Origin of the sequence: Tabrizicola sp. (assembly GCF_031377265.1) — a bacterium.
GTDB lineage: Bacteria > Pseudomonadota > Alphaproteobacteria > Rhodobacterales > Rhodobacteraceae > JAUYQR01.
The window spans coordinates 1-23,060 of the sequence record NZ_JANMET010000211.1 but is presented as its reverse complement, the minus strand read 5'-3'; the positions used below and the strand labels follow the sequence as shown (position 1 = coordinate 23,060).

Genomic DNA, 23,060 nt, shown 5'->3' with positions numbered 1-23,060 from the left:
CAAGGTCTGCTCCGGTCAGGACACGCCATGCTTGGCCGCACCTTGCGGCCCGGTCAAGGCGGCATTCTGCGCTTCGGCTTCGGCCCAGCGGCGGAAGGAGGCCAAGGGCGCGCGCGGCGGCTGATCCTTTGGCCAGACGAGGTAGTAGCTGCCCAAGGCAGGGATTGGCCCGCCGAAGGCCGGAATCAGGCGGCCTTCGGCCAGCTCACGCGCAATCAGGAAGGTCGGCACCAGCGCCAGACCCAACCCGTGCACCGCGCCCTGCGTCATCGTGGCGAACTGGTCAAACAGCATGCCCGGCGGCTTTTGCCCCGCCACCCCATGATGCGCGAGCCAGCGACCCCAATCCCCGGTGCGGCTTTCCATCTGCAACAGCGGAAGGCGCAGGATGTCCTCGGCGCCGGCAAGCGGGGCCGAAAGCAGTCCGGGCGCACCCACCGCCAGGATCGCCTCGTCCATGAGTTTCAGGTAGTCCACCCCCGGCCAATCCTGCCGCCCGTAATGGATGGCGGCATCAAAGCCGGAGCCCGCGAAATCAAACGGGCGCAGCCGGGTGGACAGATTCACCGTCACCTCGGGGTGGCGCTGCGCAAAGCCCGCTAGACGCGGTGCCAGCCAGTGCATCCCGAAGGCGGGCAGGATGGCTAGGTTCAGGCTGCCGCCCGTAGGGTTGGCGCGCAGGGTCAGCGAGGCGGAGGCCAGTGTTTGCAGGGCGCGGCGCACCTCGCGGACGTAATCCTCGGCAGCCGGGGTCAGGCGCAGGCGCTGCCGCTCACGCATCAGCAGGGGCACGCCAAGTTGGTCCTCCAGCACTTGCAGCTGGCGGCTGATCGCGCCTTGGGTCAACGCCAGTTCCGCGGCAGCGGCAGAGGCGGTTCCCAGACGGCCGACCGCCTCCAGCGCCATCAGCGACGGGATCGAGGGCAGATAGCGGCGTGGTAGCATTATGAGTTTTCCTCATGACTCTGCGACCGGCTTTCGATAGCGCGCGGCGGCGTTTCATGCAATCCTAAGTGTAACAGATACCGGAGGATGCCATGCTTGATGCCCCGCAACTGAAATCCAAAGATGCGCCCGACCTTGCCAAGTTCGATTGGGAGGATCCATTTCGCCTGAATGACCAGCTGACCGAGGAAGAGCGGCTGCTGCGGGATGGCGCGCGCGCCTATGCGCAGGAAAAGCTGCAACCCCGGGTGATTGCCGCCTACCGCGAGGAGAGCACCGACCCCGCGATCTTCCGCGAGATGGGCGAGATGGGCCTTCTGGGCACCACGATCCCCGAGGAATACGGCGGGTTGGGTGCAAGCTATGTCGCCTACGGCTTGATCGCGCGCGAAGTGGAGCGGGTCGACAGCGGCTATCGCAGCATGATGTCGGTGCAGTCCAGTCTGGTGATGTACCCGATCTACGCCTATGGCACCGAGGCGCAGCGGCAGAAATTTCTGCCTAAACTCGCCTCAGGCGAGTGGATCGGCTGCTTTGGTCTGACCGAACCGGATGCAGGGTCTGACCCCTCCGGCATGAAAACCACGGCGAAGAAGACGGCCAATGGCTACGTGCTGAATGGCGCAAAGATGTGGATTTCCAACGCGCCGATTGCCGATGTCTTCGTGGTCTGGGCGAAATCCGAGGCACATGGCGGCAAGATCAAGGGATTTGTGCTTGAAAAGGGCATGACCGGGCTGTCTGCGCCGAAAATCGGGGGCAAGCTGTCGCTTCGCGCCTCGGTCACCGGCGAGATCGTAATGAAGGACGTTGCGGTCGGCGAGGACGCGCTGTTGCCCTTTGTCGAGGGGCTGAAAGGTCCGTTCGGCTGCCTGAATCGGGCGCGCTATGGCATCAGCTGGGGCGTGATGGGCGCGGCGGAGTTCTGCATGCATGCCGCGCGCCAGTATGGGCTGGACCGCAAGCAGTTCGGCAGGCCACTGGCACAGACGCAATTGTTTCAGCTGAAGCTTGCCAACATGATGACCGAGATTTCGCTGGGCCTGCAGGCCAGCCTGCGGGTCGGTCGGTTGCTGGACGAAGCCAATGCCGCGCCCGAGATGATTTCGATCATCAAGCGCAACAACTGCGGCAAGGCGCTGGATGCAGCCCGCATGGCACGTGACATGCACGGCGGCAACGGCATTCAGGAAGACTACCAGATCATACGCCATATGGTGAACCTGGAAACCGTGAACACCTATGAAGGCACGCATGACGTGCACGCGCTGATCCTGGGGCGGGCGATCACCGGGCTGCAGGCGTTTTTCTGATTTTGTCAGCCTGCGAGTGCCGTGCTAGGCCTGCACCGGTGCGCGCGGTGGTGGCTTCGGAAGCCTCTGGCGGGGATATTTGGGGACAGATGAAACGGGCAGGCAAATGCGGGTGACGGCCGTTCTGACGGTGCGCAATGAAGGCGCATTCCTGCTGGAATGGCTGGCGCATCACCGCGCCTGCGGCATTACCGATTTTCTGGTGTTCTCCAACGATTGTGACGACGGTACCGATGCCATGCTGGACCGGCTGGCCGCGATGGGCTGGCTTACCCACCTGCGCAATGACGGGCCGCATGACGGTGGCCCGCAATGGGCGGCGCTGAAGCAGGCGGATCGGCACCCGTTGGTGCGGGAGGCGGATTGGCTGCTGCCGATCGACGTCGACGAGTTCGTCAACATTCATGTTGGCGACCGCACCGTCACTGCCCTGCTGGGTGCTCTGCCCGAGGCGACTGCCATTCCGCTGACCTGGCGGCTGTTCGGCAACGCGGGCGTGGTCAGTTATGAAGACCGCCCGATCACCGAAACCTTCACCTTTGCGGCCCCTGCCGTGCTGCATTGGCCGTGGCGCGCGGCGCTGTTCAAGACGCTTTACCGCAACGACGGCACCTATGCGAAACTTGGGGTGCATCGCCCGCGCAGCCCCAAGACGGACCGGTTGGCGGCCCAGCGCTGGTTTGACGGTGCCGGGCGACCGCTGTCCGATACATTTCTTACCAAACGGATCTTCTCCGATTTCGGGCGTGACAACCACACTCTCGTCCAGTTGAACCATTATCCGCTTGGCGCGATGGAAAGCTTCTTGCTGAAATGTGACCGGGGACGTGCCGTGCACGAGGACACGGGGCTTGATGTGGGCTATTGGGTAGAACGGAATTTCAATCAGGACGAAGACGCGTCGATCCTGCGTTTGAACAGCGCCGAGATCCGGCGCGCGTTGCACAGCGATCTGGTTTTGGGGCCATTGCACCGTGCCGCAGTGCAGTGGCGGAGGGACCGGTTTCTGACGCTGATGAAGCAAGAATCATGGCGTTCGATCTTCGGTAAACTTCTGATGACACCCGCCTCACGTGCCATCAGTCGCGCCGAGGCGGAACTTGTCTGGCAGCATGGCAAAACGTGAATACAATCCTGAGTTGTACGGATCATTCCGTACCGTGATCTTTTCGCCTTAAGCGGGAAAATCTGGAACCTGACGAAACAATGCTGGTTCGTTGTTCGCTGCCTGCGCAGGCCGGAAAGCCGGTGGCACCTTGTTCGCATCGACGCAACAGGCGAAACTCTTGGCTAACTGCTTGCAAGTAGGATGGAAAGCCAAGTTCTCGATGACGGACGTCCAAGACCCAGGACCTGAGGCCGTTGTCGACTGGCAACGCGCCATGGAAGTTGCGACCGTCGAGAATGGCGATCTCTTGCCTTTGGGCAATCGCCACTGGGCGTTCTTTCTGGAGCAGAAGCCGATCCTATTGGTGACTTTCGAGCTGGCCGAAGACATCCGCAGCCGCGAAGGCAACATGCCCGCGCATCAGGCTTTGGCAAACGCCCGGGGCTGGTCGCACCTGTGCATCATCGCCGAGGGTGAGACGTGGTGGCGTGACCCGGCGGTGTACCGCTATTTTGACAGGCTGGTCGACGACGGATTTCTCGAGGAGTTCGACCACGTGCTGTTTTACGGGTCGGGCCCGGCGGGCTATGCGGCCGCAGCCTTTTCGGCGTCGGCCCCCGGTGCCGAGCTGGTTCTGGTCGCCCCGTGCGCGACGATGGACCCCGCACGCGCAGGATGGGACAAGCGTCATCTGAAAGCCCGCAAGTTCAACTTTACCGACCGCTACGGCTATGCCCCTGACATGACCGAAGGCGCCAACCGGGTCTGGCTGATCCATGATCCGCTGAACAGCCGCGACGCGATGCATGCCGCCCTGTTCGACCGTCCATGGGTCACGCAGCTGCGCGCCCGCCATACTGGTGAGGGTACCGAGGATACACTGATCGAGATGCAGGTGCTTGACCGCATCCTTGCCGCGGTGATGGACGGCAAGATGACCGCTTTCGGCTTTTCACGGCTTTGGCGCGGGCGGCGGTCCAACGCCAGCTACCTGCGGGCGTTGCTGTATGCGGCCGAACGCAGCGGCCATCCTGCCCGCGAGGTGATGATCTGCCGGTCAGTCACCGCACGGCTACGCGCACCGCGATTTGCCAAGCGGCTTGCCGATCTGACCGGCGGCTGAACCCGTTCAGAACTGGTTCAGCTCGGCCAGTTCTTGGGTCCGATCGACAGTCATCCGGCGCAGGCAGCCATAGACCAGCAACGCCTCGGCAGACCCGCCCCGCATCTCGAACCCGGCCGCTTCGCAATTTGCGTCGCGAAACGCCACCCAGGCGCGCTGCGCCTCGCGCAGCGCCGCCTCCGCGCCTTGCAGCTCTTCCGGCAGACCTTCATCCATTGCCTTCATTTCGGCCATCACCTCTTTGTAGGTAATGTTCAGGGCGATGTCGGCCTTCTGCCAGTCCTGTTCAGCGCAGATGTTCAGCTCTTGCTGGGCCATGGCGTTGGCGCAATCCACCTCTTGCGCGGTGGCGGGCGCACAAAGCAGGCAAAGCAAGGCAGCAAGGCGCAGGCTGTGGGTCATGGGATCTCTTTCATCATTGGTTTCAGCGGTTAGGAACACCGGAAAGCTCTGCCGTCCGCCGTTTGGTTTCTTCGATCTTGCAGCTCAGCGCATTGACCGGGGCGATAGTGCCACCATCGTCCCAGGCAACCATGAAATGGCACTGCGCATCCCGATAGCGAAACCAGTTTTCCTGCGCGATATCAACATTGAACGCATATTTCGGAAAAGCCGCGCGGGCGTCATCGGCAGCTAGTGCCAATTCGCGCTCTGCTTCGGCCAGCCAGAACTGCTGGCACTCAATCATTTCCAGCGTGGTCTTTTGGGTGATGCAGGCGGCAGGCTCGGTCTGGGCCGTTGCCTGCCCTGCTGCCAACACTGCTGCAAACATCACTGGAATGCGCATGTTCCCATCCTCGTTTGCGGCCTATCATAGCCGGAAATTGCGCCACGAAGCCACTGGCCTTGGGGTCTGGTTTGCGCTACCCGAGGGGCATGCAACAGATCACGATCCGCCGCCCCGACGACTGGCACCTGCATCTGCGCGACGGGGCGATGCTGCGCGCCGTATTGCCCGAGACCGCCCGCGATTTCGCCCGCGCGATCATCATGCCGAACCTTGTGCCGCCGGTGGTGACGCTGGCCGATACAGTTGGCTACCGTGACCGGATTTTGGCGGCGCTGCCCAAAGGGGCGGTGTTTGAACCGCTGATGACGTTGTATCTGACCGAAGACACCGATCCCGCCGATGTTGCCGCCGCAGCAGCCTCTGGCGTTGTGAAGGCGGTCAAGCTGTACCCGGCCGGGGCCACCACCAATTCCCACGGCGGGGTGCGCGATCTGACCCGCGTCTTGCCAGTGCTGGAAAAGATGGCCGAAGTCGGTCTGCCCCTGTGCGTGCACGGCGAGGTTACCACGCCCGAGGTCGACATTTTCGACCGCGAGGCCGTGTTCATCGACACCGTGCTTGATCCCTTGCGCCGCCGCTTGCCCGGCCTGCGCGTGGTGATGGAGCATATCACGACAGAGGAAGGCGTGGCTTACGCCAGCAGCGCCGGCCCGACGCTTGGGGCGACCATCACCACGCATCACCTGATCCTCAACCGCAACCACATCCTCGCAGGCGGGATCAGGCCGCATTATTACTGCCTGCCGGTGGCCAAGCGCGAAAAGCACCGCCTTGCCCTGCGCGCCGCGGCGACCTCGGGCAATCCGCAATTTTTCCTCGGCACCGATTCCGCGCCGCATACTGACGCGCTGAAGGAACAGGCCTGCGGCTGTGCCGGCTGCTTCACCGCGACCAACACCATGCCGCTCTTGGCCCATGTCTTCGAAGAGGACGGCGCGCTGGACCGGCTGGAGGCCTTCACCTCGCTGAACGGCCCGGCCTTCTACCGGCTGCCCGTGAACCAGACGACGTTGCGCCTGGTCAAACACGCCACCCCCCCGCCTTTCCCCGACAAGATCGTTACCGAGGCAGGCCCCGTCACCGTCTTCAACCCCGGTTTCCCCGTGCACTGGCGCGTCGAAGCCTGATCCTTGCGAGCCCTGCCATGATCCCCAGCGCCTTCCCGCCCCGTGACGAAATCGCCCGCCTGACGGCCCGCGCCTTGCTGGAAATCAAGGCCGTGCATTTCAACGCCGAAACCCCGTTCACGCTGGCCTCCGGCCTGCCGTCGCCGACCTACATCGATTGCCGCAAGCTGATCAGCTACCCGCGTATCCGCGCAACTTTAATGAATTTCCTGACCATCACCGTGATGCGAGACGCCGGGTTTGAGGCGTTTGATAACATCGCGGGGGGCGAAACCGCAGGCATCCCGTTTGCAGCGCTGGTGGCTGAACGGATGGCCCTGCCAATGACCTATGTGCGCAAAAAGCCAAAGGGTTATGGCCGCAACGCCCGCATCGAAGGGGTAATGACACCCGGCCAGCGCGTGCTGTTGGTCGAAGACCTTACCACCGACGGTGGCTCTAAGCTTTCGTTCGTTGACGCAATCCGGGAAACCGGTGCCACCTGCTCTCATACGGCGGTGATCTTTTACTACGGCATCTTCCCCGAAACCACCCAGCGGCTCGCCGATCACGGCATTGCCTTGCACCACCTCTGTACCTGGTGGGACGTGCTGGCCGAGGCTCGCGCGCAAAATAGCTTTGATGCCGCCACGTTGACCGAGGTCGAAGCCTTCCTCACTTCGCCCCGTGCCTGGCAGGATGCGCGCAAACCGGCCTGACGCGGCAGTCAGCGCAAACAAACCGGTGGGCGGCGCTGTGGGGCAATTGTGGATAAGCCTGGTTCCGAATCGATATCGTTGCGGCGGACTTCGCCTGCCTCGCAAGATGTGGTAGGCTAACCCGCAAACCACGGGCAAAAGCCCCAATCGACCCCGGCTTATCCCCAGACTTGTCCTGATTGCAGGAACAGGCGCGGATCAGGCAGAGAAGGCGCTTGGCAGGAGGCAGAGATGACCGAGATCACCGCATTCAGACCCCTCGTCCCGGCCCCCCCCGCCGACGCCGACGTGCTGCCGCACAACATCGAGGCCGAACAGCAACTGCTCGGCGCGATCCTCACCAACAACGACACCTATGATCGGGTGTCCTCGGTCATCAAGGCCGACCATTTCTTTGACCCCGTGCATCAGCGCATTTTCGAGATTGCCGCCGCTCGCATCCAGAAAAACGCCCTCGCCTCCCCGGTCACGCTCAAGGCGTTCCTTGAGGATGACGCCGGCCTGAAGGAACTGGGCGGGCCGTCCTACCTTGTACGCCTCGCCGGGGCCGCGATTTCGGCCTATGCGGCGCGTGATTACGCGCAGATGATCTATGACCTCGCGGTGCGGCGCGAACTGATCCAGCTTGGCCGCGATATCTCGGCAATGGCGGCAAAAGTGGATATCGAGTCCGAGCCGAAGGACCAGATTATCGAGGCGGAACAGCGGCTCTATCAGCTGGGCGAACAGGGTGTCACTGAACGTGGATTTCAAAGCTTTCTCAAAGCGGTAACCGACGCTGTTAACATGGCCAACGCCGCCTACCAGCGCGATGGTGGCATGGCAGGCACCGCCACCGGCCTGATCGATCTGGACAAGAAACTGGGCGGTTTGCACCCCTCTGACCTGCTGATCCTTGCCGGACGCCCGTCGATGGGCAAGACCTCGTTGGCCACCAACATCGCCTTCAACATCGCCAAGGCGCATCGCCGCGGCCGCCTGCCAGATGGCAGCGATGGTTCTGTCGAAGGCGGGGTCGTCGGCTTTTTCAGCCTCGAGATGTCGGCCGAACAACTGGCCGCACGGATCCTGTCCGAAGCCTCCGAAGTGCCCTCCGAACAGATCCGCCGCGGCGACATGACCGAAATCGAATTTCGCCGCTTTGTCGAGGCCGCCAAGGCGCTGGAGGCCTGCCCGCTTTACATTGACGACACCCCCGCGCTGCCGATCAGCCAGGTCGCTGCCCGTGCGCGGCGACTGAAACGCACGCATGGCCTCGACGTGCTGATCATCGATTACCTGCAGCTTCTGAAAGGCTCCTCCAAGGAAAACCGGGTGCAGGAAGTCTCCGAGATCACCCAGGGCCTGAAAGCCATCGCCAAAGAGTTGAACATCCCGGTGATCGCCCTCAGCCAGCTGTCGCGCGCCGTGGAAAGCCGCGACGACAAGCGCCCGATGCTCAGCGACCTGCGCGAATCCGGCTCGATCGAGCAGGATGCCGATGTGGTGATGTTCGTGTTCCGAGAGGAATACTACCGCGAACGCGAAAAGCCCGCGGATCACGAGCTGGAGAAGATGGCGCAATGGCAGGTGCTGATGGAAAATGTGCATGGCAAGGCCGAAGTGATCATCGGCAAGCAGCGGCACGGTCCGATCGGCACAGTGGAACTGAGCTTCGAAGGCCGCTTCACCCGCTTTGGCAACCTTGCCAAACCCTGGCAGGGATCGGGCGGGCCGGACGTCGGGTTCTGATGCCAAGGTGTTGGTGGTGACCGCGCGCCAAAGATGAGTATTTTCGCAAAGAGCAAGCCCATTTGCCTTTCGCCCAAATACTCATGCTGCAACTTGCGCCGCCAGACGCCATCTCTCCGTGGCAACGCCGCCGCGCGGGGCTCGATGCCCGGCGCGGTGGCTCCCCCTTTGCAAGCAGCGCCGTCTCGGCCATGGTTTGGCAAAGGGGAGACACAGCATGGATCTGGGACTTCAAGGCAAGGTCGTGATTGTGACCGGTGGCGGCGCCGGCATCGGCGGGGCAATATCGCAGGCATTGGCCGATGAAGGTGCGATCCCGGTGATCCTGTCACGCCGCGCGCCAGAGCCAGAGTTTCTGCACGCCCTTGCCGCAGTCCAGCCGCGAACCACCTGGATCAAGACGGATCTCGCCCACGACCAGGATTGCCGTGCCGCCGTCGTGGAAGTCCGCGCCCGCTTTGGGCGCATCGACGGGCTGGTCAACAACGCTGGAACCAATGACGGCGTTGGGCTCGATGCCGGGCCGGAGGCGTTCCGCGCGTCACTGGACCAGAACCTGGTGCATTACTACACACTTGCGCATCTTTGTCTGGAGGATCTGAAGACTGCTACTGGCGCCATCGTCAATATCTCGTCGAAAACGGCGCTGACCGGCCAAGGCTCCACTTCGGCCTATGTTGCGGCCAAGGCGGCGCAACTTGGCCTCACGCGGGAATGGGCTGCGGCCCTGGCACCATTCGGCGTCCGTGTGAACGCGGTGATCCCGGCCGAGGTGATGACGCCGATGTATGCCCGCTGGCTGGACAGCCTCCCCGATCCTGACGCAGCCCTTGCCAGCATTACCGCCCGTATTCCGTTGGGCCAGCGGATGACCGAGCCTGCCGAAATCGCCGCCACGACGATCTTCTTGCTGTCGCCGAAATCCGGCCACACCACGGGGCAGTGGTTGTTTGTGGATGGCGGCTATGTCCATCTCGACCGGGCGCTGGGGCGTTAACCGCCCCGGTGGATGTCATCCGCCAGGCGGCGCTACCCCGTTCGGCAGCACTGCCAAAGAGCCGCCAGACCACCGCCGATGAACCTTTGTCCGCGCCAACACTCAGTGGATCACCACCACAAAGCGGCTTGCCGTCACCTGCAGCAGAACCACCCGGCTCGGCGCAGCGAAGACCACCCAGCAGGCGTTGGTCGCGGTGTCGCGTCCGGCGTGGCCAACCGCAGCCCGATCCACTTCGGCGCGGCCAGCGGCGCATCCGTGGCAGTGTCTTCCGTGGCGGCAACGGCTCTGTCATCCTGCCGGTGCACCATGAAAGTCATCTCGGCCGAATGCCGGGATGCTTGCACAAGTCCGCGCAGACACCGGCACCATGGAGCCAAGCCTCGGCCCGCACCATGTTTTCCCTTGACCCGGCCCGTCTGCCAGTCAAAACACGCAAAATGGCTTCAGCAATCCTCACCATTGATCTCGATGCCGTCGGCGCAAACTGGCGTGCCCTTGACCGGCTGTCTGGCCCCGAAGTGCAGACTGCGGCAGTCGTCAAGGCCGATGCCTATGGTCTTGGCGTCACCCGCGTCGCACGGGCGCTGGCGCAGGCCGGGGCGCGCAGGTTCTTTGTGGCCCAGGCCGAAGAAGGTGCCGCCGTGCGTCAGGCACTTGGCCCCGGCCCGCAAATCTCGGTGCTATCCGGCCACATGTCGGGCGATACCGAGATGATCCACGATCTCGACCTCACGCCGATGCTGAACAGCCTAGAACAAATCACCCGCCATCTGGAATCGCTGCCCGGCCATCCTTTCGGGGTGCAACTGGATACCGGGTTGAACCGGCTGGGCGTGGAAATGCTGGAATGGCAGGCCGTTGCCGCCATCATTATCGACGCTGGTCCGGCCTTGCTGATGAGCCATCTCGCCTGCGCAGACGAGCCTGACCACCCGTTGAACCTGGCGCAGCTTGAGGCGTTCCACGAAATGACCGACGGCACTGGTCTGCCCCGCAGCCTTGCGGCCACTGGCGGCATTCAGCTAGGCCCGAAGTACCACTTCGATCTGACACGCCCCGGCATCGGTCTTTACGGCGGGCTGCCGTTTGCCACAGCCGCCCCGGCGGTCACCTTGTCGCTGCCCGTCATCCAGACCCGCGAGGTCGATCCCGGCGAAAGCGTTGGCTACGGCTGCACCTGGGTGGCAGAAAGCACCGCAATCATCGCCACCCTTGCAGCCGGCTATGCCGATGGGCTGCCCCGGACCCTGTCGAACACCGCGATGTTGTGGGACGGTGACATCCCTTGCCCGATCGTCGGCCGGGTTTCGATGGACCTGATCACCGTCGACATCACCCACCTGCGCGAAATTCCTCGCAGCCTCGATATTCTGGGCCCGCACCAAACGGTCGATGAACTGGCCGAGGCTGCGGGCACCATTGGCTACGAACTGCTGACCGCGCTGGGCCCGCGCTATACGCGCCGCTATCTGGAACATTCGGCATGACCGCCACAGGCGCGCTTGCCTCGCTGGGCCGCCCGGTTTTGGCCGCCTTTGCGGCCATCGGGCGGGTGACGCTGTTTGCCGGGGCGATCCTTGGTCACATCCTGCGCCCGCCGTTTTACCTGCGCGAATTTGGCCAGGCTGTGCTGCAAATCGGCTGGTTTTCGCTGCCGGTGGTCGGGCTGACCGCAATCTTCACCGGCGGCGCACTGGCGTTGCAGATCTACGCCGGTGGCTCGCGCTTCAACGCCGAAAGCGTGGTTCCCTCGATCGTCGCCATTGGCATGACGCGTGAACTTGGCCCCGTCCTTGGCGGACTGATGGTGGCGGCCCGTGTCGCAAGCTCCATCGCCGCCGAAATCGGCACGATGAAGGTCACCGAACAGATCGACGCGCTCGTCACACTGTCGACCAACCCATTGAAATACCTTGCCGTTCCGCGCGTTCTTGCGGCAACGCTGACCATGCCGGTGCTGGTCGCGGTGGGCGACGCCATCGGCATCATGGGCGGCTGGCTGGTCGGGATCACCAGGCTCGACTTCAACTCGGCCACCTACCTGAAGAACACTTCGGATTTTCTTGAGACCTGGGATGTCGGCTCCGGTCTGGTCAAGGGTGCGGCCTTCGGTTTCATCGTGGCACTGATGGGCTGCTACCATGGCATGGCTTCGGCGCGCGGCGCGCAAGGGGTGGGGGCGGCGACCAAATCCGCCGTCGTTTCCGCCTCGGTGCTGATCCTTGCCGCGAACTACGTGCTGACCGAACTGTTCTTTACCTCATGATACAGCTGTCCCGCGTCACCAAGACCTTCGGGTCCAACCGGGTGCTGCGGGGGGTGGATCTCACCCTGCCCTCCGGCTCGTCGATGGTGATCATCGGCGGCTCGGGCACCGGCAAGTCGGTGCTGTTGAAATGCATCCTCGGCCTCGTGCGCCCGGATGCGGGCACCATCACCCTCGACGGCGAGGATGTGACCAAGACCGACCGCGATGCCTTTCTCGCCCGCTTCGGGATGCTGTTTCAGGGCGGCGCGCTGTTTGATTCGCTGCGCGTCTGGGAAAACGTTGCCTTCCGTCTGCTGCGCGGCGCGAAAGCACTGCCGAAATCGCAAGCCCGCGAGATCGCCATCGAAAAACTGCGCCGTGTCGGCCTCAAGCCTGAAACTGCCGACCTTTTCCCGGCCGAGCTGTCAGGCGGCATGCAAAAGCGCGTGGGCCTCGCACGCGCCATCGCAGCGGAACCCGAGATCATCTTTTTCGACGAACCCACCACCGGCCTCGACCCGATCATGGCCGGCGTGATCAACGACCTGATCCGTGAAATCGTGGTCGAAATGGGCGCCACCGCGATGACCATCACGCACGACATGTCCTCGGTCCGCGCCATCGCCGACCGCGTCGCCATGCTGCATGACGGGGTCATCCAATGGACTGGCCCGGTCGGCGAAATGGATGCCACCCCGGACCCCTACGTGCAACAGTTCATCCATGGCAGTGCCACCGGCCCCATCGCCACCGTCCGCTAAGCGCCAACACTTTGAATAAAATTTGACTTCCTCTTCGCCAAATATCCCACGGGTGGTCCGGAGGGTGTGAAACCCTCCGGTCCCGCAGCCAACCAAAGGGCCAAACGATGAAATATCTCAACCTCACCCTCCTGATCCTGTTCCCGATCTCCTGGTTCGCGCCGTTGCTGCGTGCAGCCCTCCTGCCGATCTTCGGGATGGACGAAATCTCGGTCGTGACCGGCCTGCAAAGCCTTTGGGAATCGGACGCCGCCCTGGCACTCCTTGTCACCTTCCTTGCGATCTTCGCGCCCTACGCCAAGACCATCGGCCTCGCCCTGCTGCACTTCGGCCTGCTCAGCCCGAAAACCCTGCCGACGCTCAATTTCCTTGGCAAACTGGCGATGGCCGACATCTTTCTGATCGCCATCTACATCGTGCTGGTCAAAGGTGCTGGCTTTGTCACCATCGAAACCGCCTGGGGCCTGTACCTGTTTTCCGGCTGCGTCCTCGCGTCGATCCTGATCTCGTGGCAAAGCCGCCCCGATTCAAGCCAACCTTGACGCAAGCCAGCCTTGATGCCACGCGCCTTTCCGGGCACTAAAGCGGCATGAGCAAATCCTCCCCCAGTTTCACCTGCACCACCTGCGGCACCGCCTATCGCAAATGGATCGGCAAATGCGAGGCTTGCGGCGGCTGGAACACCATCATCGAAGAGGCGCCGCTGTCCACCGGGCCAAAGTCGCTTGGGGCCAAGGGGCGCACCATCCCCCTCACCGATCTTGCGACCGAGGAAAACCCGCCGCCGCGCGCCTCCTCCGGCATTGACGAGCTGGACCGCGTGCTCGGTGGCGGCCTTGTGCCGGCCTCGGCCATCCTTGTCGGTGGTGATCCCGGAATCGGCAAGTCGACGCTGCTCTTGCAAGCCGCCGCAAGTTTTGCCAACATGGGCCTGAAATGCCTGTATATTTCCGGCGAAGAGGCCGCCGCTCAGATCCGCATGCGTGCCCTGCGCCTTGGCTTGCAGGACGCGCCGGTGATCCTTGGCGCCGAAACCAACCTGCGCGATATTCTGACCACGCTTGATGCCGAACGTCCGGCGCTGGCCATCATCGATTCAATCCAGACCATGTGGCTCGATTCCGTCGAGGCCGCACCGGGTTCGGTCAGCCAGGTCCGCGCCGCCTGCCATGAGCTGGTGACCTTCGCCAAACGGCGCGGCGTGGCGGTCATTCTGGTGGGCCACGTGACCAAAGATGGCCAGATCGCCGGTCCCCGCGTGGTGGAGCACATGGTCGATACCGTGCTCTATTTCGAAGGCGAGCGTGGTCACCAGTTCCGTATCCTGCGCGCGGTGAAAAACCGCTTCGGCCCGGCGGACGAAATTGGCGTGTTCGAGATGACTGGCGCGGGTCTGGCGCAGGTTCTGAACCCGTCGGCGCTGTTTCTGTCCAACCGCGACCAGCCCGCACCGGGATCGGCGGTCTTTGCCGGGATCGAGGGCACGCGACCGGTCCTCACCGAGATTCAGGCCCTCGTCGCGCCCTCCACCCTTGGCACGCCGCGCCGCACCGTGGTGGGCCTCGACAGTGGCCGCCTCTCCACCATCCTTGCGGTGCTGGAAGCGCGCTGCGGCATCCCCTTTACCGGCCTTGACGTTTTTCTCAACGTTGCCGGGGGCCTGCGGGTTTCCGAACCGGCAGCCGATCTGGCCGTGGCCGGGGCGCTGCTTTCGGCACGAGAAGATGTGGCAATTCCGCCAGATATGGTGCTTTTCGGTGAAATCAGCCTCTCTGGCGCGCTGCGGCCGGTAGGTCAGACCGAAAACAGGTTGAAAGAAGCCTCAAAACTTGGTTTTTCACAGGCGACAGTGCCGAGCCACTCCAAGATCGAAGGGGCTAGCGGGATCAAGGTTCGCCAGATGCCAGATCTCACGGCTTTTGTCGGCGAAATGTTCGGGGCTGGTTGAGCCTTTGCAAAAAGACGGAATGGGAACGGAACGATGGAAAACTTGACTGCAGTTGATGGCGTGGCCGCGCTGATCGTCGTAATCTCGTCTGTTCTCGCCTTCTCGCGCGGGCTGGTGCGCGAACTCCTGGCCATCCTCGGCTGGGTCGGTGCGGCGATCGCCGCCTTCATCTTCGCCCCTTCAGTGCAGCCGCTGGTCAAGGAATTGCCAATCGTCGGCGATTTTCTGGCCGACAGTTGCGAACTCTCCGTGGTCGCGGCCTTCGCTGGCGTCTTTGCCATCGGGCTGATTGTGGCGGCATTGTTCACACCGCTGTTTTCCTCTGCCGTGCAACGTTCGGCCTTGGGGGGCATCGATCAGGCGCTGGGCTTTCTGTTCGGGGCGCTGCGTGGCGTGTTGCTGATCGCCGTCGCGTTCATCGTTTACGACCGCGTGTTGTCTGACCAGAAGATCGCGATGATCGACGATTCCCGCACAGCAAAGGTCTTTGCCAACTTTCAGGCGAACATCGACGAGAACATCCCGACCGACGCGCCCGGCTGGATTGTCGCGCGCTACAACGAATTGACCACCCTGTGCTCCGGCGGCGCCGCGCTTCCCGGCGAAACCGCCCCCGCTCTAGGAAACTGATCCCGCCGCAGCGCGGCAATGGGGGCGTGACACCGGGCAACCGGTGCCCTAAATCAGTGGCATCTTCCCGAAAGGATTCGCAAAGCCATGCGGCCATTCCTGTCCCACCCCTTCGATGACGACAAGCTGAAGGAGGAGTGTGGGATTTTCGGCGTGACCGGCGTCGCCGATGCATCCAACTTCGTGGCCCTCGGTCTGCACGCCCTGCAACATCGGGGCCAAGAGGCCGGCGGCATCGTCAGTTACCATCCGGACCAGGGCTTCAATTCCGCGCGCCGCTTTGGTTATGTGCGCGACAACTTCACCAAACCCGACGTGATGGATACGCTGCCGGGCCCGCTGTCCATCGGCCACGTGCGCTATTCCACCGCCGGTTCCAAAGGCGCCACCGCGATCCGCGACGTGCAGCCGTTCTTCGGTGAATTCTCGATGGGCGGCTGCGCCATTGCGCACAACGGCAACCTGACCAACGCCACCGCCCTGCGCCGCGAACTGATCGAGCGCGGCTCGATTTTTCAATCGTCCTCCGACAGCGAGTGCATTATCCACCTGATGGCGCGCTCGATCCAGAAGACCCTCGCCGAACGCATCAAGGATGCGCTGCGCCGCGTCGAAGGTGCGTTCTCCGTCGTCGCCATGACCCGCACCAAGCTGATCGGCGTCCGCGATCCGCTGGGTGTCCGTCCCCTCGTTCTGGGCCGGATCTCCGATCTCGGCTGGGCGCTGTCCTCGGAAACCTGCGCCCTCGACATCATCGGTGCCGAATTCATCCGCGAGATCGAGCCGGGCGAAATGGTTGTTATCGAAGGCAACAAGGTGGAATCGACCCGCCCCTTCACCCCCGCCAAGTCCCGCTTCTGCATCTTCGAGAACGTCTATTTCTCGCGCCCCGACAGTATTCTTGGCGGCCGCTCGGTCTATGAGACCCGCCGCCAGATCGGCGTGGAACTGGCGCGCGAGGCCCCGGTCGACGCCGTTCTCGTCTGCCCGGTGCCCGACAGCGGCACCCCCGCGGCCATCGGCTACAGCCAGGAATCCGGCATCCCCTATGCGATGGGCATCATCCGCAACCAGTACATGGGCCGGACGTTCATTGAACCCACCGACCACATCCGCAACATGGGCGTGCGGCTGAAGCTCAACGTCAACCGCGCGCTGATCAAGGGCAAGCGGGTGATCCTGGTGGATGACAGCGTCGTCCGCGGCACCACCAGCCGCAAGATCAAGGACATGATCCTCGAAGCCGGCGCGGCCGAGGTCCACTTCCGCATCGCCTCGCCCCCCACCGCCTGGCCGTGCTTTTACGGCGTCGACACGCCCGAACGCTCCAAACTCCTCGCCGCCACGATGAGCGAAGAGGAGATGCGCGTCTGGATCGGCGTCGACTCCCTGAAATTCGTCTCGCTCGACGGCCTCTACCGCGCCGCAGGCGAAGCCGCCGGCCGCGACGCCGCCAACCCCCGCTTCTGCGACGCCTGCTTCTCGGGTGACTACCCGGTGGCACCGTCAGATAAGATTGAGGAAGGTTTCGAGATGAAGGCGGCGGAGTAGCATGTCGGACGACCGTTTGCGGCAGCTACTGGACAACGGCTTCACCTGCGCGACATGTGGCGAACATCACTCCGGCCTTTTCGACATCGCCTTTGACCATCCGGACCCCTGGACCGGATCGGTCGAGAAAGAGCCAAACGGTGACGTCCGATTTGCGCTGGAAGAAGGGCGCGACATCCTCAGCGAGGATTTTTGCCTGATGGGCGAGCATCGCTTCGTTCGAGCCATTCTTCCGCTGAAGCTGATTGGAACCGACGACAGCTTTGCGTTTGGCGTCTGGGGTACGCTCTCGCAAACCAGGTTCCTAGAGTATGCGGAGATTTTTGACGCTCCCAACGGTAGCCGGATGTCTCCGGCATTCAGTTGGCTGTCGAACCGGCTTCCAAGGGCCGGTCCCGACCCCATTCGAGCCCAGCTTCATCCCCAAGACAATCGACAGCGCCCAAACCTGGAGATTGGCGACGAAGATCACCCTTTTTTCCAGGCACAGTCTGGCGGTTTGTCCTGCGACGATTTGCTGGCTATCTACGAAAACTATGGTCACAGTCCGCTGTTGAATTGAAAGGGGGGCCTTGCGACGTGTCCGCAGGAATCGATGCGTTTATCGCTGCCCTTCCGCACGACCAGCGCGACGCCCTCACCGACCTGCGCGCGCGCCTTCGCGCCCTCCTGCCCGACCATATCGAATGCATGTCCTATGCCATGCCCGGCTTCCGCCAGCCGGGACCGAAGGGCAAGATGGTGGCAGGTTACGCCACCTTCGCCAGGCATCTCGGCCTTTACCCCCATTCCGGCACCGTCATCCCACGGATCGACTGCACTCCGTTCAAGACCTCGAAATCCGGCGTCCTCTTCACCCCCGGCCAGCCGCTTCCCGACGCGCTTCTCGAGCAGATCATCCGCACCCGTCAGGCCGAACTTGCCGCAGGCTACGGCAGGCGCTGACCACTTGCCCTTTCATCCGTCCTCAAATATCCCCGCCGGAGGCTCCAACCTCTGCCATAAGGCCCCAAGATGACCCAGAAGATCGCCCTCGTCACCGGTGCCTCGCGTGGCCTTGGCGCCGCCCTTGCCGAACAGCTTGCGGCGCGCGGCTGGCATGTGGTGGCCGTGGCCCGCACCGTCGGCGGGCTGGAAGAGCTGGACGACCGGGTGAAGGCCCTCGGCCTGCCCGGCGTCGGCGCCCTGACCCTCGCACCGATGGACATCACCAACGATGACGCGATGCGTCACCTCTGCCTGAGCATCCACGACCGCTGGGCCGGACTTGACCTCTGGGCGCACGCCGCCATCCACGCAGCCCCCCTCGCCCCGGCAGGTGCGCTCGACGCCAAGGACTGGGACAAGTCCGTCACCACCAACACCCGCGCCACCGGCAGCCTGATCCCGATGGTCGAACCGCTGCTGCGCGCCCGAAAAGGTCGCGCGCTGTTCTTCGACGATCCCCGCGCCGGGGCGCAATTCTTCGGCGCCTATGGGGCGTCCAAAGCCGCCCAGATCGCCCTTGCGCAAAGCTGGCAGGCCGAAAATCGCAAACACGGCCCGCAGGTCAGCATCCTTACCCCCGCCCCGATGCCCACCGCCACCCGGGCGCGCTTCTTTCCCGGCGAAGATCGCAGCAAACTCGCCGACCCGCGCGCCGAAGCCGCCCGCCTGCTCGACGCCTGCGCCCTCGAAGCACAACCGTCTTAAGCCAATCAGGCTTCCTCTTCGCCAAATATCCCACGGGAGGTCCGGAGGGTGTGAAACCCTCCGGGGCCACAGCAGGCACCCGGCCCGTCAGCCCAGCGCCGCAGCAATCGCCGCCCAGAGTGGCTCCACCGGCTCCACCCCCACCGACAGGCGGATCAGCCCCTCGGGCACCGCATCGCCCCAGCGCGCCCGCCGCTCGCCCGAGGTATGGGTCGCGCCAAAGCTGGTCGATTGCGCGATGAACGGGCATTCCGCCAGAAACCGCTCGGCCACCACCGCATTCGCCAGGGTAAAGGTGATCAGGAACCCGCCCGATGCCATCTGCCGCTGCGACACCGCATAGGACGGATCGCCCGGCAGCCCCGGATATCGCACCGCCAGCACACGCGGATGCGCCGCCAGCCGCTCGGCGATCACTTGCGCCGAGGCACACATGCGCGAAAGCCGCACCTCCAGCGTCTCGATGCCGCGATGCACCAGCCAGGCCTCGAACGCCCCCGGCACCGCGCCTGACAGCCGCCGCCAATTGCGCACCCGGTCGATCAGCACCGGGTCCCGCCCCGCGACATGCCCCGCCAACAGATCGGAATGGCCAGAGGGCGCCTTGGTATCCGCCGCCACCACCAGATCGACCCCAAGGTCCAGCGGGCGCTGCAACAGCGGCGTCATCGTGGTGTTGTCGGCAATCACCAGCGCCCCGGCAGCATGGGCACGGGCAGCTACAAGCGTGATGTCGCAGACATCCAGACCGGGGTTCGACGGCGTCTCAAGAAACACCACGCCTGCGCCGGTGAACTCGGCCGTGTCATAGGCCGTTGTCGCCAGATACTCGACATGCACCCCGAACGGCTGCAGAAACTCCTCCGCCAGCAGCCGGGTGTTGTAATAGCCATCCGAGGGCAGCACCACGCGGCTGCCCGCCGTCAGGGTCGCCATCAGCGCGCCGGAAATCGCCGCCATCCCGGACGGAAACGCCACCACCGGCGCATCTTCCAGCAAGCTCAGCTGCGCCTCCAGCTCATCCCAGGTCGGGTTCGCGGCGCGGCCATAGCTGTAGCCGCCCTTGGTATGATCCGGCACATGATAGGTCGCCGCTGAAATCAGCGGTGGCGCGATCGGATCGCCCTGCCCCAGCCGCGCCTTGCGGTGGTGCAACAGCCGCGCCGCGCGCAAACCCTCGTCGTCGGCCACTGCCGTCACTCCAACCGGGCCGGAAAGCCCGGCGCGCGCAGGTCGGTGCCCAGCAGGTCCTCCAGCAGTTTTGCAATCATCGGCGACTGCGCCTCACCGCCATAGGCCGCCTTTGCCGCGACATAGGTCTGGTTGGTCATCGAGGCCAGATCCAGCGGCACCCCGAACTCGCGCCCGAACCCCAGCGCAAAGCCCAGATCCTTCAGCGCCAGATCGATGTTGAACGCGATGTCATAGGACCCGTTCAGGATCAGCGCGCCTTCCGTCTCATGCACAAAGGAATTGCCCGACGAGGCCGCAATCGCATGCCACGCCTGCCCAAGATCAAGCCCGCCCCGCTTGGCCAGCATCAGGGCCTCGGATGTCGCTTTCAAATGGATGAAGGCCAGCATGTTGGTGATCACCTTGATGATCGATGACGATCCCAGCGGCCCCATGTGGAAAATTCGGTCGCCCATCGCCTGCATCGCTTTGTGGTGCAGCTCGAACAGGTCCTTGTCGCCACCAGCCAGCATGGTGATCTTGCCCTGATGGGCCAGATGCACGCCGCCAGTCACCGGCAGTTCCATCATCCGCACGCCAGCCTCTGCGGCCACGGCTGCAAGACGCAACACTTCCTCACGCCCAAGGGTCGACATCTCGACCCAGCTTGCCCCAGGCTGCATCCGCGGCAGAATGTTGCGCAGCACCCGCTCCGACACCGTCGGCGACGGCAGGCAGGTGATCACGTGATCGACCGTTCCCGCCACCTCTTCGGCGCTGCTGGCCAGAACCGCCCCCAACGCCACCAGCGGTGCCGCAAGCGCCGGGTTCAGGTCATAGACCGTAACCTTGAAGCCCGCCTTTACCAGACAGCCCGCGCAAGCCGCCCCCAGATTGCCAAGGCCGATGTAACCGTAATGCATGTTGTCCCCGTTGAAAGGTGGGGCGGGTTCTGCCCGCCCCGGTTTTGTCAGGCGCCGTAGCCGACGATGCCCTTGACCTCGCAGAAGTCATGGATGCCCCAGTCGGCATATTCGCGCCCGTTGCCCGATTGCTTGTAGCCGCCGAACGGCGCCGATGTGTCCCAGTCCGGATAGTTCAGGTTGATCGTGCCTGCGCGCAACCGCCGCGCCACTGGGATCGCATCCTCCACCGGCCCCGCGACATAGGCGGCCAGCCCATAGACCGTATCATTGGCCATGCGGATCGCATCCTCCACCGTGTCATAGGGCAGGATCGCCAGCACCGGGCCGAAGATTTCCTCCTTGGAAATCGTCATCTCGTTCTGCACATCGCCAAACACCGTTGGCCGCACGAACCAGCCCCGGTTCAGGCCCGCCGGACGGCCCAAACCGCCGGTCACCAATGTGGCCCCCTCGGCGATCCCGGCCTCGATCAGCTTTTGCACCTTGTCGAACTGCATTTTCGAGATCAGCGGCCCCATTGTCGTGCCTTCGGCCATCGGATCGCCGGGCACAATCGCCTCTGCCGTGGTCTTGGCCACGGCCAGCGCGGCGGCTTGCTGGTCGCGCTGCACGAACATCCGGGTCGGCGCGTCGCAAGACTGGCCGGTGTTCGACATGATCGCATTCACCCCCGCCTCGACCGCCGCCGCCAGATCAGCGTTTGGCAGGATGATGTTGGCCGATTTGCCACCCATCTCTTGCGCCACGCGCTTGGCCGTGGGGGCCGCTGCGGCGGCAACGGCGGTTCCTGCGCGAGTTGACCCGGTAAAGGACACCATGTCCACTTCCGGATGCACCGACATGCGCGCACCAACCTCGGGGCCAGTGCCGTGCACCAGATTGAACACGCCCGCAGGCACGCCCGCATCATGGCAAACCTGCGCGAACAGCGTACCCGACAGCGGTGCGATTTCTGACGGCTTCAACACCATCGTGCAGCCCGCAACCAGTGCCGGGGCCACCTTGCAGGCGATCTGGTTCATCGGCCAGTTCCACGGCGTGATCAGCGCGCAGACGCCGATGCCTTCATAGATGATCCGCGTGGTGCCGCGATTGTATTCCCAGACCATCTCCTCGGCGGCCTTGATCGTGGCCTCCATATGCACCTGGCCTGCCCAGGCCTGCGCGCCGCGCGCCCATTCGATGGGGGCACCCATCTCGGTGGACATCACCTGCGCGAACTCCTCGTAGCGCTCGTTGTAGACCTCCAGTACGCGCTTCATGATCGCGATGCGTTCGGCCACAGGACGAACGGTCCAGCCATCAAACGCCGCGCGTGCGGCCATGATCGCTGCGTCGATATCGGCCTGCCCGCCCAGCGCCACTTCGCAGACGATCTCCTCGGTCGCTGGGTTTTCGACCCCCATCCGGGTCTTTGAAATGGGGTCCACCCATTTGCCATTAATGTAGAATTTCAGCATGTTGGCGGGGATCATTGCGACCTCACTTGAAGTGGATATTGTATTTCGCCCGGATCGCAGCGTCGATCTCGGGATCGATCCGACTGCCAGCCTTGGCCAGAATCGCATTCTTGCGGGCAATTGCCGTATCAAGCAACAGCGGTTTTCCGGCCTCGTTCCATTCCTTCGGGCTCATCCGGTTGCCGACCTTGGGATATATGTATTCGGTCTGCATCAGCCGCAGCGTCTGATCCGACCCCAGATAGTGCCCCGGACCGCCCAGACAGACCTCTTTCATCGCCTCGATGCTGGTACTGTCAGGGTTCACGTCAATCCCCCGCACCAGCCGCATCGTCTGACCCAGAAGGTCGTCGCCCAGCACCAGGCTTTCGAGACAGAACCCTAGCAGCGACGCATGCATCCCCACCGCCTCATAGCACATGTTCAGGCCCGCAAGTCCGGCCAGCGCGTTGGTGATGCCCTGCTCCCATCCCGCCTGCATGTCTGGCAGCTTGCTGTCGGAAATGCCGGACGCCGCACCCCCCGGCAGGTCATAGAACCGATGCATCTGCGCGCAACCCGCCGTCAGCAACGCCTGCTCGGCAGACCCGCCCGACATCGCCCCGGTCCGCAAATCAGAAACAAACGGCCATGTGCCAAAAATACACGGCGCACCTTTCTTGATGGCATTGGCATAGACCACACCCGCGAGGCACTCCGCCATCGCCTGCACAATCGTCAGCGCAATCGGTGCCGGTGCCGTCGCCCCCGCCTGCCCCGCCGACAGCAAGAGCATCGGCATCCCGCGCCGGATGCAGTCTTCCATCGTGATGCAGGATTCCTCGGCAAATTTCATC

Annotated in this window: 25 protein-coding genes; 17 read left to right on the top strand and 8 right to left on the bottom strand. The window is 63.6% G+C overall.

The window, feature by feature from the left end; all coding sequences use genetic code 11:
• Positions 1–15: 15 nt before the first annotated feature.
• Positions 16–948: a LysR substrate-binding domain-containing protein gene (locus RMO18_RS12390; RefSeq protein ID WP_309666299.1), complete on the bottom strand. Its 933-nt coding sequence runs from the start codon at positions 946–948 to the stop codon at positions 16–18.
• Positions 949–1,037: 89 nt separating this feature from the next.
• On the opposite strand from RMO18_RS12390, the gene RMO18_RS12385 reads away from it, so the two are divergent.
• The 3 genes from RMO18_RS12385 (at position 1,038) to RMO18_RS12375 (ending at position 4,489) form a co-directional block, all read left to right on the top strand.
• The gene (locus RMO18_RS12385) at positions 1,038–2,258 is read left to right on the top strand and encodes an acyl-CoA dehydrogenase (protein WP_309666267.1); all 1,221 of its coding nucleotides are present in this window, start codon (positions 1,038–1,040) and stop codon (positions 2,256–2,258) included.
• 106 nt (positions 2,259–2,364) lie between these two features.
• Positions 2,365–3,384, top strand: coding sequence for a glycosyltransferase family 2 protein (locus RMO18_RS12380; RefSeq protein WP_309666266.1), 1,020 nt, complete (start codon positions 2,365–2,367; stop codon positions 3,382–3,384).
• 202 nt (positions 3,385–3,586) lie between these two features.
• The gene (locus RMO18_RS12375; protein WP_309666265.1) at positions 3,587–4,489 is read left to right on the top strand and encodes a phosphoadenosine phosphosulfate reductase; all 903 of its coding nucleotides are present in this window, start codon (positions 3,587–3,589) and stop codon (positions 4,487–4,489) included.
• 6 nt (positions 4,490–4,495) lie between these two features.
• Here the strand turns inward: RMO18_RS12375 and RMO18_RS12370 are convergent, their stop codons facing one another.
• Entirely contained in the window at positions 4,496–4,891 is a 396-nt protein-coding gene (locus RMO18_RS12370; protein WP_309666264.1) for a lysozyme inhibitor LprI family protein, read from the bottom strand.
• A gap of 22 nt (positions 4,892–4,913) precedes the next feature.
• Positions 4,914–5,276, bottom strand: coding sequence for a lysozyme inhibitor LprI family protein (locus tag RMO18_RS12365; RefSeq protein WP_309666262.1), 363 nt, complete (start codon positions 5,274–5,276; stop codon positions 4,914–4,916).
• A gap of 89 nt (positions 5,277–5,365) precedes the next feature.
• On the opposite strand from RMO18_RS12365, the gene pyrC reads away from it, so the two are divergent.
• The 4 genes from pyrC (at position 5,366) to RMO18_RS12345 (ending at position 9,832) form a co-directional block, all read left to right on the top strand.
• On the top strand, positions 5,366–6,406 hold the full coding sequence (pyrC, locus tag RMO18_RS12360) for a dihydroorotase (RefSeq protein WP_309666260.1): 1,041 nt from the start codon (positions 5,366–5,368) through the stop codon (positions 6,404–6,406).
• A 17-nt stretch (positions 6,407–6,423) separates the two neighbouring features.
• On the top strand, positions 6,424–7,104 hold the full coding sequence (locus tag RMO18_RS12355) for an orotate phosphoribosyltransferase (protein ID WP_309666257.1): 681 nt from the start codon (positions 6,424–6,426) through the stop codon (positions 7,102–7,104).
• Positions 7,105–7,335: 231 nt separating this feature from the next.
• Positions 7,336–8,835 carry a replicative DNA helicase gene (locus RMO18_RS12350; RefSeq protein WP_309666256.1) on the top strand — a complete coding sequence of 500 codons (1,500 nt, stop codon included), beginning with the start codon at positions 7,336–7,338 and terminating at the stop codon, positions 8,833–8,835.
• Positions 8,836–9,052: 217 nt separating this feature from the next.
• Positions 9,053–9,832, top strand: coding sequence for an SDR family oxidoreductase (locus RMO18_RS12345; protein WP_309666255.1), 780 nt, complete (start codon positions 9,053–9,055; stop codon positions 9,830–9,832).
• A gap of 102 nt (positions 9,833–9,934) precedes the next feature.
• On the opposite strand, the gene RMO18_RS12340 is transcribed toward RMO18_RS12345, so the two are convergent.
• The gene (locus tag RMO18_RS12340) at positions 9,935–10,066 is read right to left on the bottom strand and encodes a hypothetical protein (protein WP_309666254.1); all 132 of its coding nucleotides are present in this window, start codon (positions 10,064–10,066) and stop codon (positions 9,935–9,937) included.
• A gap of 206 nt (positions 10,067–10,272) precedes the next feature.
• Here RMO18_RS12340 and alr point away from each other — a divergent pair, with 206 nt between their 5' ends.
• From alr to RMO18_RS12290, 10 genes are all read left to right on the top strand, one after another.
• Entirely contained in the window at positions 10,273–11,322 is a 1,050-nt protein-coding gene (gene alr, locus RMO18_RS12335) for an alanine racemase (RefSeq protein ID WP_309666253.1), read from the top strand.
• Entirely contained in the window at positions 11,319–12,101 is a 783-nt protein-coding gene (locus tag RMO18_RS12330; protein WP_309666252.1) for an ABC transporter permease, read from the top strand. Before alr ends, RMO18_RS12330 begins: the two co-directional genes overlap by 4 nt.
• Positions 12,098–12,844: an ATP-binding cassette domain-containing protein gene (locus RMO18_RS12325; protein ID WP_309666251.1), complete on the top strand. Its 747-nt coding sequence runs from the start codon at positions 12,098–12,100 to the stop codon at positions 12,842–12,844. The genes RMO18_RS12330 and RMO18_RS12325 overlap by 4 nt, the downstream gene beginning before the upstream one ends.
• 107 nt (positions 12,845–12,951) lie before the next feature.
• A complete protein-coding gene (locus RMO18_RS12320) occupies positions 12,952–13,386 on the top strand; it encodes a paraquat-inducible protein A (RefSeq protein WP_309666250.1) in 435 nt (144 codons plus the stop codon).
• A gap of 47 nt (positions 13,387–13,433) precedes the next feature.
• Positions 13,434–14,792: a DNA repair protein RadA gene (radA, locus tag RMO18_RS12315; RefSeq protein WP_309666249.1), complete on the top strand. Its 1,359-nt coding sequence runs from the start codon at positions 13,434–13,436 to the stop codon at positions 14,790–14,792.
• A gap of 33 nt (positions 14,793–14,825) precedes the next feature.
• A complete protein-coding gene (locus tag RMO18_RS12310) occupies positions 14,826–15,422 on the top strand; it encodes a CvpA family protein (protein WP_309666248.1) in 597 nt (198 codons plus the stop codon).
• 87 nt (positions 15,423–15,509) lie between these two features.
• On the top strand, positions 15,510–16,973 hold the full coding sequence (gene purF / locus RMO18_RS12305) for an amidophosphoribosyltransferase (RefSeq protein ID WP_309666246.1): 1,464 nt from the start codon (positions 15,510–15,512) through the stop codon (positions 16,971–16,973).
• A 1-nt stretch (position 16,974) separates the two neighbouring features.
• Complete coding sequence (locus RMO18_RS12300; RefSeq protein ID WP_309666244.1) at positions 16,975–17,535, top strand: DUF2199 domain-containing protein; 561 nt, start codon at positions 16,975–16,977, stop codon at positions 17,533–17,535.
• Positions 17,536–17,552: 17 nt separating this feature from the next.
• The gene (locus RMO18_RS12295; protein WP_309666241.1) at positions 17,553–17,918 is read left to right on the top strand and encodes a DUF1801 domain-containing protein; all 366 of its coding nucleotides are present in this window, start codon (positions 17,553–17,555) and stop codon (positions 17,916–17,918) included.
• Between the two features lie 69 nt (positions 17,919–17,987).
• Entirely contained in the window at positions 17,988–18,665 is a 678-nt protein-coding gene (locus tag RMO18_RS12290; protein ID WP_309666239.1) for an SDR family oxidoreductase, read from the top strand.
• 87 nt (positions 18,666–18,752) lie between these two features.
• On the opposite strand, the gene RMO18_RS12285 is transcribed toward RMO18_RS12290, so the two are convergent.
• The 4 genes from RMO18_RS12285 to RMO18_RS12270 all read right to left on the bottom strand — a co-directional run.
• Complete coding sequence (locus RMO18_RS12285) at positions 18,753–19,865, bottom strand: cystathionine gamma-lyase (RefSeq protein WP_309666237.1); 1,113 nt, start codon at positions 19,863–19,865, stop codon at positions 18,753–18,755.
• Entirely contained in the window at positions 19,862–20,761 is a 900-nt protein-coding gene (locus RMO18_RS12280; RefSeq protein WP_309666235.1) for an NAD(P)-dependent oxidoreductase, read from the bottom strand. The genes RMO18_RS12285 and RMO18_RS12280 overlap by 4 nt, the downstream gene beginning before the upstream one ends.
• Positions 20,762–20,808: 47 nt before the next feature.
• Complete coding sequence (locus tag RMO18_RS12275) at positions 20,809–22,239, bottom strand: aldehyde dehydrogenase family protein (RefSeq protein ID WP_309666233.1); 1,431 nt, start codon at positions 22,237–22,239, stop codon at positions 20,809–20,811.
• A gap of 7 nt (positions 22,240–22,246) precedes the next feature.
• Positions 22,247–23,060, bottom strand: an 814-nt coding sequence (locus RMO18_RS12270) for a trimethylamine methyltransferase family protein (RefSeq protein WP_309666231.1), incomplete at its 5' end; no start/stop codon positions are given.

What these genes read in the sequence shown, in the direction of transcription:
- RMO18_RS12385 (WP_309666267.1), top strand. Translation starts at nt 1,038, where the DNA reads ATGCTTGATGCCCCGCAACTGAAATCCAAAGATGCGCCCGACCTTGCC.
- RMO18_RS12380 (WP_309666266.1), top strand. Translation starts at nt 2,365, where the DNA reads ATGCGGGTGACGGCCGTTCTGACGGTGCGCAATGAAGGCGCATTCCTG.
- RMO18_RS12375 (WP_309666265.1), top strand. Translation starts at nt 3,587, where the DNA reads ATGACGGACGTCCAAGACCCAGGACCTGAGGCCGTTGTCGACTGGCAA.
- RMO18_RS12370 (WP_309666264.1), bottom strand. Translation starts at nt 4,891, where the DNA reads ATGACCCACAGCCTGCGCCTTGCTGCCTTGCTTTGCCTGCTTTGTGCG.
- RMO18_RS12365 (WP_309666262.1), bottom strand. Translation starts at nt 5,276, where the DNA reads ATGCGCATTCCAGTGATGTTTGCAGCAGTGTTGGCAGCAGGGCAGGCA.
- pyrC (WP_309666260.1), top strand. Translation starts at nt 5,366, where the DNA reads ATGCAACAGATCACGATCCGCCGCCCCGACGACTGGCACCTGCATCTG.
- RMO18_RS12355 (WP_309666257.1), top strand. Translation starts at nt 6,424, where the DNA reads ATGATCCCCAGCGCCTTCCCGCCCCGTGACGAAATCGCCCGCCTGACG.
- RMO18_RS12350 (WP_309666256.1), top strand. Translation starts at nt 7,336, where the DNA reads ATGACCGAGATCACCGCATTCAGACCCCTCGTCCCGGCCCCCCCCGCC.
- RMO18_RS12345 (WP_309666255.1), top strand. Translation starts at nt 9,053, where the DNA reads ATGGATCTGGGACTTCAAGGCAAGGTCGTGATTGTGACCGGTGGCGGC.
- alr (WP_309666253.1), top strand. Translation starts at nt 10,273, where the DNA reads ATGGCTTCAGCAATCCTCACCATTGATCTCGATGCCGTCGGCGCAAAC.
- RMO18_RS12330 (WP_309666252.1), top strand. Translation starts at nt 11,319, where the DNA reads ATGACCGCCACAGGCGCGCTTGCCTCGCTGGGCCGCCCGGTTTTGGCC.
- RMO18_RS12325 (WP_309666251.1), top strand. Translation starts at nt 12,098, where the DNA reads ATGATACAGCTGTCCCGCGTCACCAAGACCTTCGGGTCCAACCGGGTG.
- RMO18_RS12320 (WP_309666250.1), top strand. Translation starts at nt 12,952, where the DNA reads ATGAAATATCTCAACCTCACCCTCCTGATCCTGTTCCCGATCTCCTGG.
- radA (WP_309666249.1), top strand. Translation starts at nt 13,434, where the DNA reads ATGAGCAAATCCTCCCCCAGTTTCACCTGCACCACCTGCGGCACCGCC.
- RMO18_RS12310 (WP_309666248.1), top strand. Translation starts at nt 14,826, where the DNA reads ATGGAAAACTTGACTGCAGTTGATGGCGTGGCCGCGCTGATCGTCGTA.
- purF (WP_309666246.1), top strand. Translation starts at nt 15,510, where the DNA reads ATGCGGCCATTCCTGTCCCACCCCTTCGATGACGACAAGCTGAAGGAG.
- RMO18_RS12300 (WP_309666244.1), top strand. Translation starts at nt 16,975, where the DNA reads ATGTCGGACGACCGTTTGCGGCAGCTACTGGACAACGGCTTCACCTGC.
- RMO18_RS12290 (WP_309666239.1), top strand. Translation starts at nt 17,988, where the DNA reads ATGACCCAGAAGATCGCCCTCGTCACCGGTGCCTCGCGTGGCCTTGGC.
- RMO18_RS12280 (WP_309666235.1), bottom strand. Translation starts at nt 20,761, where the DNA reads ATGCATTACGGTTACATCGGCCTTGGCAATCTGGGGGCGGCTTGCGCG.
- RMO18_RS12275 (WP_309666233.1), bottom strand. Translation starts at nt 22,239, where the DNA reads ATGATCCCCGCCAACATGCTGAAATTCTACATTAATGGCAAATGGGTG.